The following is a 15,349-nucleotide window of genomic DNA, read 5'->3' as shown; positions in this document are numbered from 1 at the left end:
AGACACCGGAGACACCACCCGCCCCGGACGCCCCACCTCCACCCCCACCGCCACCGCACCCAAGGACCCGAGCATGAGCACCCAGACCAGCCCCCAGAGCACCGACGCCGTCGCCACCAGCGGGCACCTCCAGCTGCAGGACGTCTTCAAGACCTTCTCCAACCGGGGCAAGGACGTGCACGCGGTGCAGGGCGTAAACCTGGACATCGCCCCCGGCGAGTTCATCACCTTCCTGGGCCCTTCCGGCTGCGGCAAGACCACCACCCTGCGCATGATCGCAGGCTTTGAGGACACCACCTCCGGGCGGGTGGTCCTGGACGGGGAGGACATGGTCTCCCTGCCCCCGAACAAGCGCCCCATGTCCATGGTGTTCCAGTCCTACGCCCTGTTCCCGCACCTGAGCGTGCGCGACAACGTGGCCTACGGGCTCAAGCTGCGCAAGCTGCCTGCCGCGGAGATAGACGAGCAGGTCAAGGTGGCCCTGACCTCCATGAACCTGACGGCGCTCGCGGACCGCGCCCCCAACGAGCTCTCCGGCGGCCAGCAGCAGCGCGTGGCCCTGGCCCGTGCCATGGTGATGCGCCCCAAGGTGCTGCTCTTTGACGAGCCCCTGTCCAACCTGGACGCCAAGCTGCGCGTGCGCATGCGGCTGGAGATCCGCCGCCTGCAGCAGCGCATGGGCATCACCTCCATCTACGTCACGCACGACCAGGCGGAGGCCATGACCATGTCCGACCGGATCGTGGTCATGAACCAGGGCCGGATCGAGCAGGTGGCGACGCCCGAGGACCTCTACCGGCGGCCTGCCACCGTGTTCGTGGCGGACTTCATCGGCCGGGCCAACTTCCTGGAGGCGACGGCGGGGGCGGTGGCTGACGGCAGGTGCCAGGTGTCCCTGCTGGGGCAGCAGGTGCAGGTTCCCAGCCACCAGGAGGTCCGTGAGGGTGACGCCGTGACGGTGGTGGTGCGGCCTGAGTCCCTGCGGCTGGGCGCAGCCGCGGCTGGGAGCTCGCAGGAGCTCGACGGCGACCAGGGCCGGGTGGTTTCCGCGGTGTTCTACGGCGACCACGTGGAGTACGAGGTGGAGACCGCCTCGGGGACGCTGCTGTGCGTGGAGTCGGACCCGGACGTGGACGCGATCCACGCCGAGGGCTCAGCCGTGCAGGTGCGCATCGAGTCCTCGCGGGCCTGGGCGCTGCCTTACGCCTCGCTGTCGGAGTGAGGGGCCTGCAGGACTGTCACTGGCGGAGGATTAGAGCGCGCCCCTAGCCCGGAGGCGGCGGCGACGTCGTTGGTGTTCCCCCGTTCTGACGGTGGATGGGCAGGAGTGGGCGCCTGTGGTCATAGTGTGTGGCTGAGGTGCGGGGTGACTTGGCGACGGCGGGGCGCGCTGGCTTGCAGCCGCATGGTGGGCGACCGGGAGCCGGGGCCGCATGGCTGGGGTGGGGTGCGCGTATGGGGAGTGGCTGGAGAGCGGCGCTGAGCTGGTGGAGGTGTTGGGCACGGTGCAGGCGTGGTGGGGCCTGTCGGTGGTGCATGTGGAGTGCCCGGTCTACGGTGTGGCTACCGCCGAGTGCCTGCTGATGGACTTCGTCAGGCTCGAGAGGAGCCTGACGGGCCACCCAAGCCCCTGACTTGTGCATTTCGGCGCGAGTGGTGCGGTATTTCGGCACCACTCGCGCCGAAATGCACAAGTGGAGACGAGGGACGGCGGACCTGGTTACACCTTTGAAAGGAGGATGGGGTTCCGGCATCCACCTTCAAGCCCCTACAGTAGTGAGCGTACTCACATCTAGGTCCCTGTTGTCTGGCCCTGCCGGAAGGAGCTGTCATGTCACGTCACCTTGCCGCCCCCGCCACCCTGCTACTTGCCCTGTCCCTCGCCGCCTGCGGAGGAGGTGCCACCCCAAGCGGCACCAGTACCGCGGGAGCGCCCGGCACGATGTCCGCTGAGGCGCCCGCCGTCACCTCGGCCCCCGACGCCCCGACCCAGGCAGCCACTCCCGCCCCCGCCACCCTAGGGGAGGCCACCCGCCCGCCGTCCGACGACGACTGCTCCGGCATGACCGGCGCCGAGGCCGTGGCGAGGTGGGGCGGAGAGGTAGCCACCTTTGGTGAGGACGAGGGGTGGCAGTGGAACCTGGAGGGTGCAGACACCTCCACCTACGACCAGTGCGCGGAGCTTTCCTGGGTGGTTCTGGGGATCAAGGGCGGGACCGCCTCCTCCCCCTACCAGATCATGCTCTTCCACGACGGGCAGTACGTGGGGGTCACCTCCGAGAAGTCCATCGGCTTCCTCCCCCAGGTCTCCCGGATCGACGACGACGAGATCCAGGTGACCTACACCTGGCCCAAGGACGGGGAGAGCAATGACGTGGCCAGCGGCCGGTCCGTGTCCGTCTTTGAGTGGGAGGACGACTCCAACCAGGTGGTCCACAAGGGCGAGTGGCCGCCCTACGTCCAGTGACCTGGGTGTGGCGGGGCGTGCCCATCCCACCCCGACTGGTGCATTTCGGCGTGAGTGGTGCCGGAATACCGCACCACTCACGCCGAAATGCACAAGTGGAGGCGACCTGCGGTGTCCGACCGCAGGGACCTGGGTGCGCCGCCATCTCCAGCCTCTCGCGCCACACCCCATCAACTTAGGCAACCCTTACCGGTCTCGTGAGCCATATGTCCCGGTCTCGCGAGAGAGAGGTGGGGCTAGGGGGTGTCGGCGGGACCGGCCCGTGCTGAGCCGACGGCGACCCTGGGCAGGCCCAGGACCCGCGCCTGCGCCTCCACCTGTACGGTCACGTCCTCCCCGGCAATGCTGCAGCCAGTCAGCTCCACCTGGTTGGCGGTGGCCACCTTCCCGGCCACAGCGCAGGGGTCCCCGGGGGCGACGACGGAGCTGAGCGCCGTCGCCCCCGCCAAGGCCGCCAGGTCCGCCCCCGCCTGGGCGCGCGAGCGCGCGGCCTGCGCCTGCACCAGCCCGACCACCAGCAGCCCCATCGACAGGAGCACCGCGATCACCGCGAGCGCCAGCACCGTCCCGGAGCCCGTCTCCTGCGCCAGTGGCCCGCCAGGGCCACGGCCACCCTGCTTCCTGCTCCGCGCACCCCCGGCCGGTTCCTCAAGGCACCACGCGGTTCCTCCTGAGGCCACGCCGCCAGCGTGATCCCGACGCGGGGGCCTGGCCGCAGCCAGCAGCCCCGGCCACCCGCCGCTGTGCCCCCAGCGACCTGCAAGGCCCGTTCCCTGGAGCAGACCAGCCGTGAGCGCCACCCAGACCGCCGCGCTCACGGCCGGGCCCCGCCGTCACCCGTGGGCTCGGTGCAGACACAGGCATATCGGCCTACACCTTGGACCAGGGCAGCCACACACACGGCCCGAACCGCCGCAATCATGGCCGAGCCCCGCCGTCACCCGTGGGCTCGGTGCAGACACAGGCATATCGGCCTACACCTTGGACCAGGGCAGCCACACACACGGCCCGAACCGCCGCAATCATGGCCGAGCCCCGCCGTCACCCGTGGGCTCGGTGTAGGCACAGGCCCGGGCGGAAGCGACCAGGCCCAGCCCACCCAGCGGCCCGGGCACCGGACGGCTGGCCCGCACACAGGTCAGCTCGCCTGCCTCAACCGATACGCTCACCGGCCCGCCCACCTGCTGGGCAGCTGCCACGACGTCGCCTTGGCCCCGGGCGGCCTGCCGGGCAGCGGAGCGGGCGGCGTCAGCGACCCGCAGCTGGGTCAGACCGGCGCTGGCGGCGACCAGTACCAGCATCAGGACCAGCACCACGCTGGGGACCGCCAAGGCCAGCTCGGCAGTGACCATGCCCGCCTCCGCCCGACGCTCCTCCCGCAGTGCCCACCCCTCCCGCACGGCCGTACCGCAGACTGGCTGGGCTATAACCCCGGTCTCCTCCCCGGGTGCGCTACCCGCCTGAAGGCCCACAGTCCCCGCAGCCGCGCATCCGTGCGCCTCCGGCCCGTGAGGCCCAGCCTCCGCCTCGGTCTCCCTACCCGCCTCACGGACCTCAGACGCGACCGCACGCCCACGGTCGTTAGAGGCAGGCACAGCTGCCGGGGGCTCTCCGGCTAGCGGAACCTGCTGGACGGACGGAGGCGCGGAGCGGGGGCGCGCCGCGCACAGACTCACTTGCAGCAGGCGGCGGCGCGCCGTCGTCGGCCGGGGCCCTGAAGCAGCAGCCGACGACGCCCCCAGGCTCCCTGCTCTCCTGCTGCCTGGTAGCAGCCTCATCACGGGTTGGACAGTGCCGAGCTGATGAGGGCGTTGAGCAGTGCCGTCGGGCCACCGCCGCGCATGATGGCTAGCAGCAGCCCGGCGAAGGCGGCCGCCGCCAGGGTGCCGACGGCGTACTCAGCGGTGGCCATGCCCGCCTCGCCGTCCGGGGCCGCCCTTCCTACAGTCCGCCCGGTCACAGGCAGGAGGCTGCTGGGTGAGGGGGCGCCCCGGGTGAGGGTCAAGGAGGCGTACAGGGTGCGTAGAGCGTGTCTCATCTTGGTTCTCCTTTGGTGCTGCAGCGGACCTCGCTGCCCGCGCCTCAAGGCTCACCCACTTCCGCGCCCCTGCTCCCCGGGCGGGCCTGCCGGGTGAACACCCCGCGCGCTGCGGCGCCTGTGGAGCGCGGAATCACGGTCCTGCAGCGGACCAAGCACCCAGCCACGCCCTAGCCGTGCCCGCACCCCGGTACCCGGCACTACAGCCGGTTCAGCGCCGACGTCGCCGCCGTCCGCCGCGCCCCCGCAGCTCCGAACGCAGCTGGGTGCGCAGGTGGTCACGCCACATGGCCCGCTCCACCTGGATGCGGGCCAGCCGCTCGGCCAGCGCCCGGGCCTCCTCCGGGGACAGGCCGTGGCGCGTCAGGGCGTCCACCCCCAGGCGGGCACCGCCGGAGAGACGACGGCGCAGGCGGTGACCGCTACCAGCAGCCCCCGCACCAGCACCAGCCCCCCGGCCACCAGGGCCCACCGGTCCTGGAAGCGCTCCCGCCTCCCCCACCGGGAGACCGGTCACGGCACTCCCCAGCGGCTCCGGGGCGGCCGCAGCAGCCCCCCGGCCGTCCCCGGTCACCAGGATGCTCCCTCCGCTGGCCCCAGCCTGCTCTCCCGGGCCAGTGCCGCGGTCGGTGAAAGGACCGCCATCATAGGCGCCCGGCGGCGTCCGCTCCCCGCGCCCGGCGGCCTGCGCCGTCATCGCCACCGTGCCACCTGACGCCCCGGACCCGGCTGCTGCCCCGGCCCCCCGGCCCCCGGCGGCCTCCGGCAGCACGCCAGCCGACTCCGCGCCCACAGCAGTGGCCGCCTCTGCCCCCGCAGCAGCCTCCTGCCCTCGGTCAGGGCTGAAGGCCAGGCCCAGGGCGGGCATGACCACCACGCTGAGCACACCGGCCAGCACGAAGGTGGCCGCAGCCTCCTCCACCATGGCCCCGGCGTCGACCGCCACCTGCGTGACGGCCACGATGATGGGCAGCGCCGTCGTCGAGTAGGTGGCGATCTCCAGGCACTCGCGCATACTGAAGGCCCGCGAGCCGTCCCGCCGTCGCTCCGCCCAGGAGGACAGCCACACGGGCACCCCGCGCACCAGGACCAGCAGCAGGAAGAACACCCCCAGCCCGATCAGGGAGCGGCGCGTGAGCTCCACCGCGATGCCCATCCCGGAGGTCACGAAGAACACGGGGATGAAGAACCCGTAGGCCAGGCCCTCAATCTTCTCCTCGTACTCCTTGTTGCCGTCCGGCAGGGCGTGGCGCACCACGAACCCAGCCGCGAAGGCCCCCAGCACCACGTCCAGCCTGAACACCGCCGCCAAAGTGCACAAGCCCACCAGCAGCAGCACCGTGAGCCGCACCGTGGTCTGGGCGGTGGTGGAGCCGCCCAGGTGGATCGCCTCCACGAGCCGGTGCCCCACCTGCTTGACCCGGGTCGTGAAGCGCACGATCAGCAGGGTGATGACCGCAAAGGCCAGGAGGATCACCAGGCTGGTGGTGGTGGAACGGGTCCCCAGCAGCAGGGCCATGAGCAGCACCGGACCGACCTCCCCCACCGCCCCGTGGTTGAGGATGGCCGCCCCCACCGTGGTGGGCAGCAGCCCCCGCTCGCGCAGGATCGGCAGGAGGGTGCCGATAGCTGTAGAGGTCATGGCGATAGCGATCGCGATGCCGTTGGTGGAGAAGGCCCCGCCTGCCGGGCCGATCAGCACCACCGCCCCGAAGGCCGCCAGCAGGGACAGCAGCCAGGCCCCCATGGCGTGGTGCCCGCCGACGCCGCGCAGCTCGTTGACGTCAATCTCGTAGCCCGCCATGAGGAACAGGAAGGCCAGCCCCAGCTCGTGGAGGAACTCGATGGAGTCGGTCTCGGTGGCCAGCCCCAGGCCGTGCTGGCCGATCAGCATGCCGCCGATAATCAGCAGCACCGCCTCCGGCAGCAGCCGCCTGGGCACCAGCCAGGAGATCAGCGGAGCCAGGAAGGCCACGCCCACGATGCACAGGAGGGACACGAAAGTGGACTCCATCAACGCTCCTTCTGCAGGGATCCGGTACCGCAGCCTACCTGCGGGGGCTGACGACGCCGCACGTACTCCCCTGCGGCACCAGGAGACCAGCACCGATGCTGCCTGAGCCGGAGCGGGTCCGCCCCGGCGGCCCGCAGCCTGGCACGCTGGACGACGTCGTGGCCCGGGCGGTCAAGAAGGTGATCGACGCCGTCTACACCGCGGTGGTCAGCGCGGTTACCGCCAGCGCCGTGCACTGAGCGGCAGCCTGCCACCTCTGGCGCACGGACCCGGCCACACGCCCAGGACGGTATGCCGGGCAAGGGCGGGGGCAGGGAGCCACAATGTGGCTATGCCGTCCTTGCCGCTGATGCCCTACGCTCCTGGTCCTGCGCCCCTGACCCGTATGGCGGACGGGACCGTCAAGCAGGTCAACCCGATGACCGGCACCGAGGTGTGGACCGTGCCCGGCCGCGGCCACCGCCCCGTGTCCCAGCCGCCCACGGACGTGCGCCCCCTGACCGGCGCCGACCGCACCCGGCTGTGCGCCTTCTGCGCGGAGCGCTACCTGGAGACCCCGCCGGAGAAGTCCCGCCTGGTGCTGCGGGAGCCGGGCAACCCGGCGGCAGGCTTCGAGCGGCTGGATGCCGTGCCCGCCTCCGCGCTGTTCGACCGGGTGGCGGAGTTCAGGCGGGTGCCGAACCTCTTTGAGATCCTGCCCTTCACCTACTGGCACGCCAACCACGGCTATGAGGTGCCCGACGCCGCCCGGGAGCGCCTGGAGGCCTACCTGGCGGACCCGGCCGGGGCGGCGCACGTTGCCCAGGTCGCCCGCGCCAAGCTGCGGGCCGCCGGGGCGGACCCGGACAGCTGGGACACCATGGGGGAGGCGGCACGGCGCGCGTACCTGGCGGGCTTCTTCGCGGGCGGCCATGACGTGATCATCAGCCGCCGCCACGTGACTGACGACGCCGTCGACACCTCCTGCCTGGCCTCCTCGGGCACGCTCACGGTGGCGGAGCACCGGGCGTACACGCGCCTGGCGGTGGAGTCGATGGTGGACCTGTACGCGGCGAACCGCTGGGTGCGCTACGTGGCGGTGTTCCAGAACTGGCTGCGCCCGGCGGGGGCGTCCTTCGACCACCTGCACAAGCAGCTGGTGGGTATTGACGAGCGGGGGGTGACCAGCGAGCTGGAGCTGGCGCGGGTGCGGGCCAACCCGAACCTGTACAACGAGATGGGGGTGGACTACGCCGCCTACAACAACCTGCTGGTGGCGGCCAACGAGCACGCGGTGGCCTTCGCGGGCTTCGGGCACCGCTACCCCACGCTGGAGGTGTACTCCGCCTCCGCCACCTGTGAGCCGTGGCGGATGGCTCGGGAGGAGGTGGACGCCGTCGCTGACCTGCTGCACGCGCTGCACGCGGCCACCGGTGCGCAGGTGCCCTGCAACGAGGAGTGGCACCACCGGCCCCCGGGCGTGGACCAGCCCATGCCCTGGCGCGTGACCCTGAAGTGGCGGGTGTCCACCCTGGCCGGCTTTGAGGGCGGCACCAAGATCTACCTGAACACGATCGACCCGTGGAGCCTGCGGGAGCGGGTGGTGTCCCGCCTGGAGGACCTGCGGGCGGACCAGCTGATCGCCCCGATGATGATCGGCGAGGAGTGCCCCACCGCCCCTAACCGGCTCCTGTACAACCCGGTGCTGGGGCGCTGAGGGCGCAGACGGCGTTGGCCCGCGGGCGCCCGTGGAGGTTCAGTTTCCGGCGCGGCGTCTGGCTTAGCTGTCTGGCTGAGATATCTGGCTGAGATATCTGGCTGAGGCGTCGCTGCCTGACAAGGACGGCGTAGCCACCTGGCGCAGACGGCGCTGCACCCCGGCTCGGTTGCCGGGGTGCAGCGTAGGTCCCCTGGAGCCGCCTGCAGCCAGGGGCACGGTGTGGACAGCTGGCTCTAGACGGTACTCATCTGTCTGCGGTGAAGGTTGGTGGGACCACCTTCTCCGCCCCGTCAGTGACCTGGCCCCAGTTGTTGTTGCCCCAGGACCAGATGCCGTCAGCGGTGGCTGCCCAGCTGTCGTAGCCGGAGGTTCCGATCTGCACCACTCCGGAGACCCCGGGCACCTGGGTGACTCCCGTGGGGCCGTTAGAGGTGGTGCCGTCTACCTGCCCGTAGCGGTTTGAGCCGAAGCAGTAGACCTCGTCCGCCACCAGGGCACAGGTGTGCTCGGTGCCGGAGACCAGCTGCTTGGGCGTGCCCGGAAGGGTGCCTACAGTCAGCGCCGACTCGCTGCCGGCGGCCTCTCCGGCCCCAAGCTGTCCGACGTCGTTGGCACCCCAGGCGTAGACGGTGCCGTCCTCAGCCACGGCGGTCGCGAAGCCGCGCCCCACGCTGAGGGCCACAACCTTGACGTCCTCCAGGCCAGCCACAGGCGCGAGCGGGACCTTCTCGCCGGTCTTGCGCGCACCCCAGCACTGCACCCCCTGCCCCTTGGACGAGCAGATGTACGAACCAAAGCCTGCGCGCAGGACCGCCGGTGGTGCCGGGGCCTGCACCGCTGGGGCCGTGGCCCCGCTGGTGGCTTCGGGCGCCGTCTGCGCCCCCGCATCCTTAGGGGTGTCCTGAGGCTGGGATCCGCCAGCGAACAGCCAGAACCCGCATGCCAGGGCTACGGCCACCACAGCCAGCAGCCCCAAGACGATCAGCACCCAGCGCAGGAGCGGACGGCGTCTAGGCGGCTGCTGCTTCCACGCACCGGCACTGCCTGCGGCCACACTTGGTGCAGACCGGGCCCCGGAGCCCGCCGTCGCCCCTCCCACAGGCCAGGCAGGAGCCTCCTTATAGCCTTCAGGAGAGGAGAGGGGTGCGGGCGTAGCCGGGGAAGCCGCCTGCGGCCGCATCCTGTCAGGGGCGGTCCCGCCCACGGGGGCGTTGACCGAGGCAGTCACCGGCGCTGGCTGGACGGCACCGGCAACCGGCCTCGGGAAATGAGGCACCACCCGCGTGTCCTCGTTGTCGACGAAGCCGGTGGAGGTCTCCACCGGCCTGGCTGGGGCGGCGTCGTCAGCGGGGGCATTGGCCGAGGCAGCCGCTGGAACCGGCCGCGGGGCCGCTGTCGCCCCCTGGGCAGCCACAGCCGTCCCGGCTCCTGCCACCGAGCGCAGCCACTCGGCCTGCTCAGGGGTCCACCGGTGCCCGGAATGCAGGGCCTCCCAGGCCTTGGCAGCGTTGTTTCCGACCTGGTACAGGACCTCCTCGGGACTCATCATCCGATCAGCCACCGGATGCCCCCAGAATCAGCCGTTGACTCGACGACGGGCGTGCAGCACCACGCCACCTAGCGCCGCCACAGCAGCGGCCATCAGCCCGGTAGCCCCTGACACGCCGGTCTGGGCCAGGTTGTGCTTGGGAGCAGCCGGCGCTGGCTGGCCAGCGGCGGGCTGCAGGCCAGGAGCAGGTGCGCCCTGCTCCTGAGGCCGACCTGCCCCCTCTGGCGCGGAGCCACGGTTGCTGTCACTGACGTCAGCAGGAACCACCTGGACATCGGGGTCCGGTACGGGGTCGGGAACCGGAGCGGGCTCCGGCGCAGGTGCCGGGTCGGGAACCGGAGCGGGCTCCGGCGCAGGCGCAGGGTCGGGAACCGGAGCGGGCTCCGGCGCAGGCGTCTCCGGGTCCGGCGCCGGTGCCGGGGTCTCCGGGTCCGGCACAGGCGCAGGGTCCGGCACGGGAACCGGAGCGGGTTCCGCTGTAGGCGCCGGTGCCGGGGTCTCCGGGTCGGGCTCCGGAACGGCGGGGTCCTCCTGCGCAGGCTCATCCGGCGTCGAGGTAACGGGCAGAGGCAGGTCAGCCGCATCAGCAGCGGGCTCCACCGCGGCCGGGGCGGGGGCGTCATCGGCAACCGCGGTGGAGCTCAGCCCAACCGGCAGGAGCACCATCGCGGAGAGTGAAACCAGGGACGCAAGACGCAACGTTTTCATCGCAGCACTTTCGGGACAGACTCAGGGACGCCCGCCCGATCCGGCGACCGACCACAGGCGTCAGGGAACACCTGCGGTAACACAATACCCGCAAAACGGTATCGTTTTCACCAAGGAACCGGTGAAAGGCCCTGGTAAGCGCTACCCATCTGCCTGCCCCGCGCGGCTCCGGCCAGCGCTACCAGGACTCACAGACCAAGGGCGCTGCGCTCCTCAGGCCCCACCCAGCCCGGACGAGACTCCAGGGCCCGGAACCAGCGGGCCAAGGCAGGCCAGAACGAGACAGAGGGGGCGTCGCCGTCGCCGATGCGCTGCCGCCCGCCGTACTCGTAGGCCTGTACGAAGGTAAACAGCCGGATGTCAGATCCACAGGGCTCAGAGCCGCACAGGTACTGCTCCACGGAGACCACCGCGGACAAGGGGGGCACGTCCCGCACGGTCAGGGCCGCCTCACGGCTGGCCACCATGTGGGTCGCCCGGGCCAGCACCGTGTCCACCACGTCGAAGGCGAGCAGCAGGGCGTCGGCAGCAGCCTCCGACTCTGAGCCGCCCTCACCGTGGGTGGCCTGGTGGAAGGGCCGGACCACGTGCTCCTCGGTCCAGGCGTCCCAGGCGTCCGTGGAGTTGCGCCGGTTCATGGGGTACAGGTCCGCGGCTCCAGGCGTGTGCAGGTCCCACCAGGCGGTAGCCAGGTCGAAGAGCAGGTCCCCGGAGCTGTCCGACACCACCTGGCCGGTGCTGGTGTCCACCAGGGCCGGAACGGTTGGTGGTGGGGTGTACCCCGGCGTGCGCTCATACACCTCCGCCACGGAGCGCACTCCCAGGACCGGGTCCAGGCCGGGCTCGCCGTCGGGGCCGGTGAGCTCCCAGTGGCCGTCCTCCCCACGCCCGTAGGACCAGGCCACCGGCAGCTCCTCCACGAGGCCCAGCAGGCGGCGCGCTATCAGCAGACGACGGCAGTACGGGCAGGCGGCACTGGCCAGCAGCCGGTAGCGTCCGCCCTCCACCGGCAGGTCTCCAGGGGCAAAACGGTGGTTGGTGGCCAGTGGCATCGGTACCTCCCGGGGTGGCTGCTCATGGGTCAAGGCAATAGTCCCCCCAAGTGGTCCCTTACAGCAGCCCTATCACCCCCGGCGAAAGCAGCGTCCTGCGGCAGCCCGGCAGCCGCGACTCTCAGCCGCCCCGGAGACGACACCGCTGCGCCTGTAGCACCGGGTCCGGGACCGGCACCGCCGCCACCAGGCGGCGCGTGTAGTCCTCCTGCGGCGCGGACAGCACCTGCCGGGTGGGGCCCTGCTCCACCACCCGCCCCGCCGAGAGCACCACGGTGCGTGCGGCTACCGACTCCACCACGGCCAGGTCGTGGGACACGAACAGGCAGGCGAAGCCCAGGTCCTGCTGCAGCTGGCTCAGCAGCTCAAGCACCACCGCCTGCACGGAGACGTCCAGGGCGCTGGTGGGCTCGTCCGCCACCACCAGGCGCGGCCCCAGCGCCAGGGCCCGGGCCAGAGCCACCCGCTGACGCTGCCCGCCACTCATCTCATGGGGGTAGCGGTCCGCCATCCGGGCGGGCAGCCGCACCGCCTCCAACAGCTCCCGGACCCGTGCACGCCGCTGCTGCGGCTCCATCCCGGCGTGCAGAACCAGCGGCTCAGCAATGGAGGCTCCCACGGTACGGCGCGGGTTCAGGGCGGAGGCCGGGTTCTGGTAGACCACGCCGGTGGCCCGCCGGGCCGGCAGCAGGTGCCGGGAGCGGGCACCGGCCACCTCCACCCCGCAGACCCGCACCGAGCCGGAGGCCACGGGCACCAGGCCCATGAGGGTCCCCGCGATGGTGGACTTGCCAGAGCCGGACTCCCCTACCAGCCCCAGCACCTCACCAGGGTCGATGTGCAAGGAGACGTCCTGGACCGCATGCACCTGACGTCGTCGGCTGCGGTAGACGACGTTGAGGCCGTGGACCTCCACCACCGGCTCCAGGCCAGCACCTACCCCCTCCCGGCCAGGAGCGGGGCTGGCACCGGACAGCCTCCCAGCCAGGCCCCCGGTAACGTGCTGTCGGGACTCCTCGGCTGCCGCCGTCTCCGGCCCACTGGCCACAATCCGGGCCACCCTCCCCAGGGAAACGCTCTCACGCACGGCGTCCAGGCGTGGCACCGCCTCCAGCAGCGCCCGGGTGTAGGGGTGGCTGGGGCTGGCGAACAGGTGGCGCACCGGCCCCCGCTCCACGACCTGGCCGTGCCGCATGACCGCCACCTCGTCAGCCACGTCCGCCACCACGCCCATGTCGTGGGTGATAAGCAGCACCGCCACGCCGTCCTGCGTCAAGGAGCGCAGCAGGTCCAGGATCCCGGCCTGCACGGTCACGTCCAGGGCGGTGGTGGGCTCGTCGGCGATCAGCACCGGCGGGTCTGCGGCCAGCGCCAAGGCGATGCACACCCGCTGCAGCTGCCCCCCGGAGAGCTGGTGCGGGTAGGAGCGGGCTATCCGCTCCACGACCTCCCCGTCGCCCAGACCCACCCGCTGCAACAGCTCGCGCACCCGTTTCCGGGCCTGCCGGCGACCAGGCCTGCTTCCGTCCGGCCCCCGGTGGGCGCGCACCGCCTCCACCACCTGGGCGGAGACCGTCTCCAAGGGGTCCAGCGCGGTGGTGGGCTCCTGGAACACGGTCCCCACCAGACGCCCCCGCACCTGGTCCAGCACCGTCCTGTCTGCCCCAACCAGCTCCAGGTGGGCCTGGTCTCTAACTGTGCCGCCCTGCCTCGCCCCAGCAGCCTCCGCGCTGGCGGCGCGGCGGGCAGCACCGGCACCGTGGTCCGCCGGACCGGTGGAGGCACCGGGAGCCTGACGGGGGTCCAGCACCCGGGCGCTGCCGGTGACCGTGGCAGCCGCGGGCAGCAGGCCCAAGGCCCCCAAGGCGGTGACGGACTTGCCGGAACCTGACTCACCGACCAGGGCCAGCACCCGGCCCGGCCGCAGGTCCAGGTCCACCTGGGCGCTGGCGGGACGCGGGGCGCCGTCGAAGGTGACGGTCAGGCCGCGCAGACGCAGCGCCGCAGGTGGGCCGACCTGGGTCAGGCCGTCGTCCTGGGCGGGCCTCGCCTCCCTGCCGCCAGGGCCCGGCTCCAGCCGGTCCGTGGGCTGCTGTCCGCCCATCAGGCCCCCACCCCCACCACCAGGTAGTTGGGGTACGACGGATAGGCGTTCACGAAGAAGTCCCGCACCCCCGAGCCGTGCAGGAAGGAGTTGCGCCGGTAGGCCAGGGGCACCACCGGGGCGTCCTGCGCGATCCGCCTGTCCACCTCCGCCCACTGGGCCTTAGCCGCCTCCGGATCCAGGTTCGCGGCCGCCTCCCTGATAGCGGCGTCCACCTCCCCGTTGGCGTAGCGGGAGACGTTGTGGCCGCCCTGGCCTATCTCGGTGGAGGCGAACAGGGGCTGCAGGTTGGCGTTGGCGGAGGGGTAGTCCGGGTTCCAGGAGCCGATAGCCAGGTCGTAGGTGGAGCCGTCGCCCTGGGTGGCGCGCTCGGTCCAGACCTCCGGCTCCACCGGGTCGATGGTCACCCTCAGGCCAGCCTCCTTCAGGGACTGGGCCACTGCCTCAGCCACCGCCAGGTTTGCCTTGGAGCTGGCGGTCAGCAGCGTCAGGGCGGGCAGGTTCTTGCCTGCCAGCACCTGCCTGGCCTGTGGGTCCGCCGGGTAGAGGTCGTAGGGCTCCCGGCCAGGGATGCCGGGGGTGATGTAGGTGCTGGCCGCCATAGCCCCCAGCTCCCCGCCCAGGGCGGCCACCACCGCGGCCTTGTCCACCACCTGGCTGATCGCCCGGCGGGCCTCGACGTCGGTCACGCGCTGCGTGTTGATGGCCAGGTAGGTGAGCGGGCCGCCCTCGGCGGAGGTGGCCAGGCGGTCCTTGGCAGCCGGGTTGGCTGAGACCTGCGCCAGCTGGGCCGCGGAGACCAGCTCGGCGGAGAAGGCCCGGCGGTCGTCCCCGGAGTCGGCCAGCAGCCGCTGGAAGGAGGTGGACTCGTCCTGCCCCAGCTCAAAGACCACCGTGTCGGGCAGGGCCAGGCGCACGTCGTCGGTGCTGGGGCTCCACCTCTCGTTGCGGGCCAGGGTGATGCGTGCTCCCTGGTGGTACTCAGCCACCTTGTAGGGGCCGGAGGCCTTGGGGGCACGTTTGTAGCCGTCCTTGTCCTCACCCGGGGGGACCGGGGCGAAGGCCGGGGTGGCCACGATCCAGGGCCAGTCGCCGAAGGGCCGGTTGAGGTGGAACACGATGGTGCTCTCGTCCGGGGTCTCGATGGAGTCCAGGTGCTGGCCGCCGTAGGGCCCCTGGTAGTCCTCGGTCCGGGCCAGCAGGGCCTTGTGGTAGGTGAGGCCCCCGGAGAGGGTTGGTTCAAAGGTGCGCTCCACCCCGTACCTGACGTGGGTGGAGGTGATGGGGGTGCCGTCGTCCAGCAGCAGGCCAGGCTTCAGGGTGAAGGTCCAGCTCAGGCCGTCAGCTGAGACGGTGCCGGTGTCCGTGGCCAGGTCCGGCACCACCCGCACCTCCTGCCCCGGGGTGAGCCGCCAGGTGGTCAGACGGCGGTGCACCAGGGCCAGGGAGGTCACCGGCATGGACTGGCTCCTGGCCGGGTCCCAGTTGATGTCCGTAGCGGAGCTCAGGATCCGCAGGGTGCCCCCGGCGGTGGCGGGGCCGGAGGCCGCCCGGGAGGCGGAGCGCTGGTTGGCGCCGCAGGCAGCCAGGCCCAGCGCCAGCGCGCCCAGGGAGCCGCCTGCCAGGAAGGTGCGCCGGTTCGGTGCGTGGTAGAGGGTCATGCTGGTCTCCTTCAGCTGCTGCGGGTCCTGCCGCGGCCCGGGGGCCGGGAGGCTCAG

Annotated in this window: 13 protein-coding genes; 4 read left to right on the top strand and 9 right to left on the bottom strand. The window is 71.8% G+C overall.

The window, feature by feature from the left end; all coding sequences use genetic code 11:
* Positions 1-73: 73 nt before the first annotated feature.
* Complete coding sequence (locus JG540_RS00700) at positions 74-1,222, top strand: ABC transporter ATP-binding protein (RefSeq protein WP_200277922.1); 1,149 nt, start codon at positions 74-76, stop codon at positions 1,220-1,222.
* Between the two features lie 609 nt (positions 1,223-1,831).
* Positions 1,832-2,467 (top strand): LppP/LprE family lipoprotein, encoded by a 636-nt coding sequence (locus JG540_RS00695; RefSeq protein ID WP_234042829.1) that lies wholly within the window; start codon positions 1,832-1,834, stop codon positions 2,465-2,467.
* A 236-nt stretch (positions 2,468-2,703) separates the two neighbouring features.
* Here the strand turns inward: JG540_RS00695 and JG540_RS00690 are convergent, their stop codons facing one another.
* From JG540_RS00690 to JG540_RS00675, 4 genes are all read right to left on the bottom strand, one after another.
* Positions 2,704-3,057, bottom strand: coding sequence for an Rv3654c family TadE-like protein (locus JG540_RS00690; protein WP_200277918.1), 354 nt, complete (start codon positions 3,055-3,057; stop codon positions 2,704-2,706).
* 432 nt (positions 3,058-3,489) lie between these two features.
* Positions 3,490-3,867, bottom strand: coding sequence for a TadE family type IV pilus minor pilin (locus tag JG540_RS00685; protein ID WP_234042828.1), 378 nt, complete (start codon positions 3,865-3,867; stop codon positions 3,490-3,492).
* A 377-nt stretch (positions 3,868-4,244) separates the two neighbouring features.
* Positions 4,245-4,505, bottom strand: coding sequence for a DUF4244 domain-containing protein (locus JG540_RS00680; protein ID WP_200276069.1), 261 nt, complete (start codon positions 4,503-4,505; stop codon positions 4,245-4,247).
* 211 nt (positions 4,506-4,716) lie between these two features.
* Positions 4,717-6,519, bottom strand: coding sequence for a cation:proton antiporter (locus JG540_RS00675; protein WP_200276068.1), 1,803 nt, complete (start codon positions 6,517-6,519; stop codon positions 4,717-4,719).
* Positions 6,520-6,614: 95 nt separating this feature from the next.
* Between JG540_RS00675 and JG540_RS00670 the strand changes: the two genes are divergently transcribed.
* Both JG540_RS00670 and JG540_RS00665 read left to right on the top strand, forming a co-directional pair.
* The gene (locus JG540_RS00670) at positions 6,615-6,758 is read left to right on the top strand and encodes a hypothetical protein (protein ID WP_200276067.1); all 144 of its coding nucleotides are present in this window, start codon (positions 6,615-6,617) and stop codon (positions 6,756-6,758) included.
* A gap of 110 nt (positions 6,759-6,868) precedes the next feature.
* Positions 6,869-8,215: a DUF4921 family protein gene (locus JG540_RS00665; protein WP_200277914.1), complete on the top strand. Its 1,347-nt coding sequence runs from the start codon at positions 6,869-6,871 to the stop codon at positions 8,213-8,215.
* A 247-nt stretch (positions 8,216-8,462) separates the two neighbouring features.
* On the opposite strand, the gene JG540_RS00660 is transcribed toward JG540_RS00665, so the two are convergent.
* The 5 genes from JG540_RS00660 to JG540_RS00640 all read right to left on the bottom strand — a co-directional run bounded on the left by JG540_RS00660 (position 8,463) and on the right by JG540_RS00640 (position 15,292).
* Positions 8,463-9,767, bottom strand: coding sequence for an RCC1 domain-containing protein (locus JG540_RS00660; protein ID WP_200276066.1), 1,305 nt, complete (start codon positions 9,765-9,767; stop codon positions 8,463-8,465).
* 27 nt (positions 9,768-9,794) lie between these two features.
* Entirely contained in the window at positions 9,795-10,433 is a 639-nt protein-coding gene (locus JG540_RS00655; RefSeq protein ID WP_200276065.1) for an LPXTG cell wall anchor domain-containing protein, read from the bottom strand.
* A 230-nt stretch (positions 10,434-10,663) separates the two neighbouring features.
* A complete protein-coding gene (locus tag JG540_RS00650) occupies positions 10,664-11,527 on the bottom strand; it encodes a glutathione S-transferase family protein (protein WP_200276064.1) in 864 nt (287 codons plus the stop codon).
* 121 nt (positions 11,528-11,648) lie between these two features.
* Entirely contained in the window at positions 11,649-13,631 is a 1,983-nt protein-coding gene (locus JG540_RS00645; RefSeq protein WP_200276063.1) for a dipeptide ABC transporter ATP-binding protein, read from the bottom strand.
* A complete protein-coding gene (locus JG540_RS00640) occupies positions 13,631-15,292 on the bottom strand; it encodes an ABC transporter substrate-binding protein (RefSeq protein WP_200276061.1) in 1,662 nt (553 codons plus the stop codon). Before JG540_RS00640 ends, JG540_RS00645 begins: the two co-directional genes overlap by 1 nt.
* Positions 15,293-15,349 lie beyond the last annotated feature (57 nt).

Source organism: Actinomyces weissii, from assembly GCF_016598775.1.
Taxonomy (GTDB): Bacteria; Actinomycetota; Actinomycetes; order Actinomycetales; family Actinomycetaceae; genus Actinomyces; species Actinomyces weissii.
This window is presented reverse-complemented; position numbering and strand designations above follow the sequence as displayed.

Excerpts from the sequence above, each read along its gene's own strand:
- JG540_RS00700 (WP_200277922.1), top strand. The coding sequence starts at position 74 with ATGAGCACCCAGACCAGCCCCCAGAGCACCGACGCCGTCGCCACCAGC.
- JG540_RS00680 (WP_200276069.1), bottom strand. The coding sequence starts at position 4,505 with ATGAGACACGCTCTACGCACCCTGTACGCCTCCTTGACCCTCACCCGG.
- JG540_RS00645 (WP_200276063.1), bottom strand. The coding sequence starts at position 13,631 with ATGGGCGGACAGCAGCCCACGGACCGGCTGGAGCCGGGCCCTGGCGGC.
- JG540_RS00695 (WP_234042829.1), top strand. The coding sequence starts at position 1,832 with ATGTCACGTCACCTTGCCGCCCCCGCCACCCTGCTACTTGCCCTGTCC.
- JG540_RS00655 (WP_200276065.1), bottom strand. The coding sequence starts at position 10,433 with ATGGTGCTCCTGCCGGTTGGGCTGAGCTCCACCGCGGTTGCCGATGAC.
- JG540_RS00650 (WP_200276064.1), bottom strand. The coding sequence starts at position 11,527 with ATGCCACTGGCCACCAACCACCGTTTTGCCCCTGGAGACCTGCCGGTG.
- JG540_RS00640 (WP_200276061.1), bottom strand. The coding sequence starts at position 15,292 with ATGACCCTCTACCACGCACCGAACCGGCGCACCTTCCTGGCAGGCGGC.
- JG540_RS00660 (WP_200276066.1), bottom strand. The coding sequence starts at position 9,767 with ATGATGAGTCCCGAGGAGGTCCTGTACCAGGTCGGAAACAACGCTGCC.
- JG540_RS00670 (WP_200276067.1), top strand. The coding sequence starts at position 6,615 with ATGCTGCCTGAGCCGGAGCGGGTCCGCCCCGGCGGCCCGCAGCCTGGC.
- JG540_RS00665 (WP_200277914.1), top strand. The coding sequence starts at position 6,869 with ATGCCCTACGCTCCTGGTCCTGCGCCCCTGACCCGTATGGCGGACGGG.
- JG540_RS00675 (WP_200276068.1), bottom strand. The coding sequence starts at position 6,519 with ATGGAGTCCACTTTCGTGTCCCTCCTGTGCATCGTGGGCGTGGCCTTC.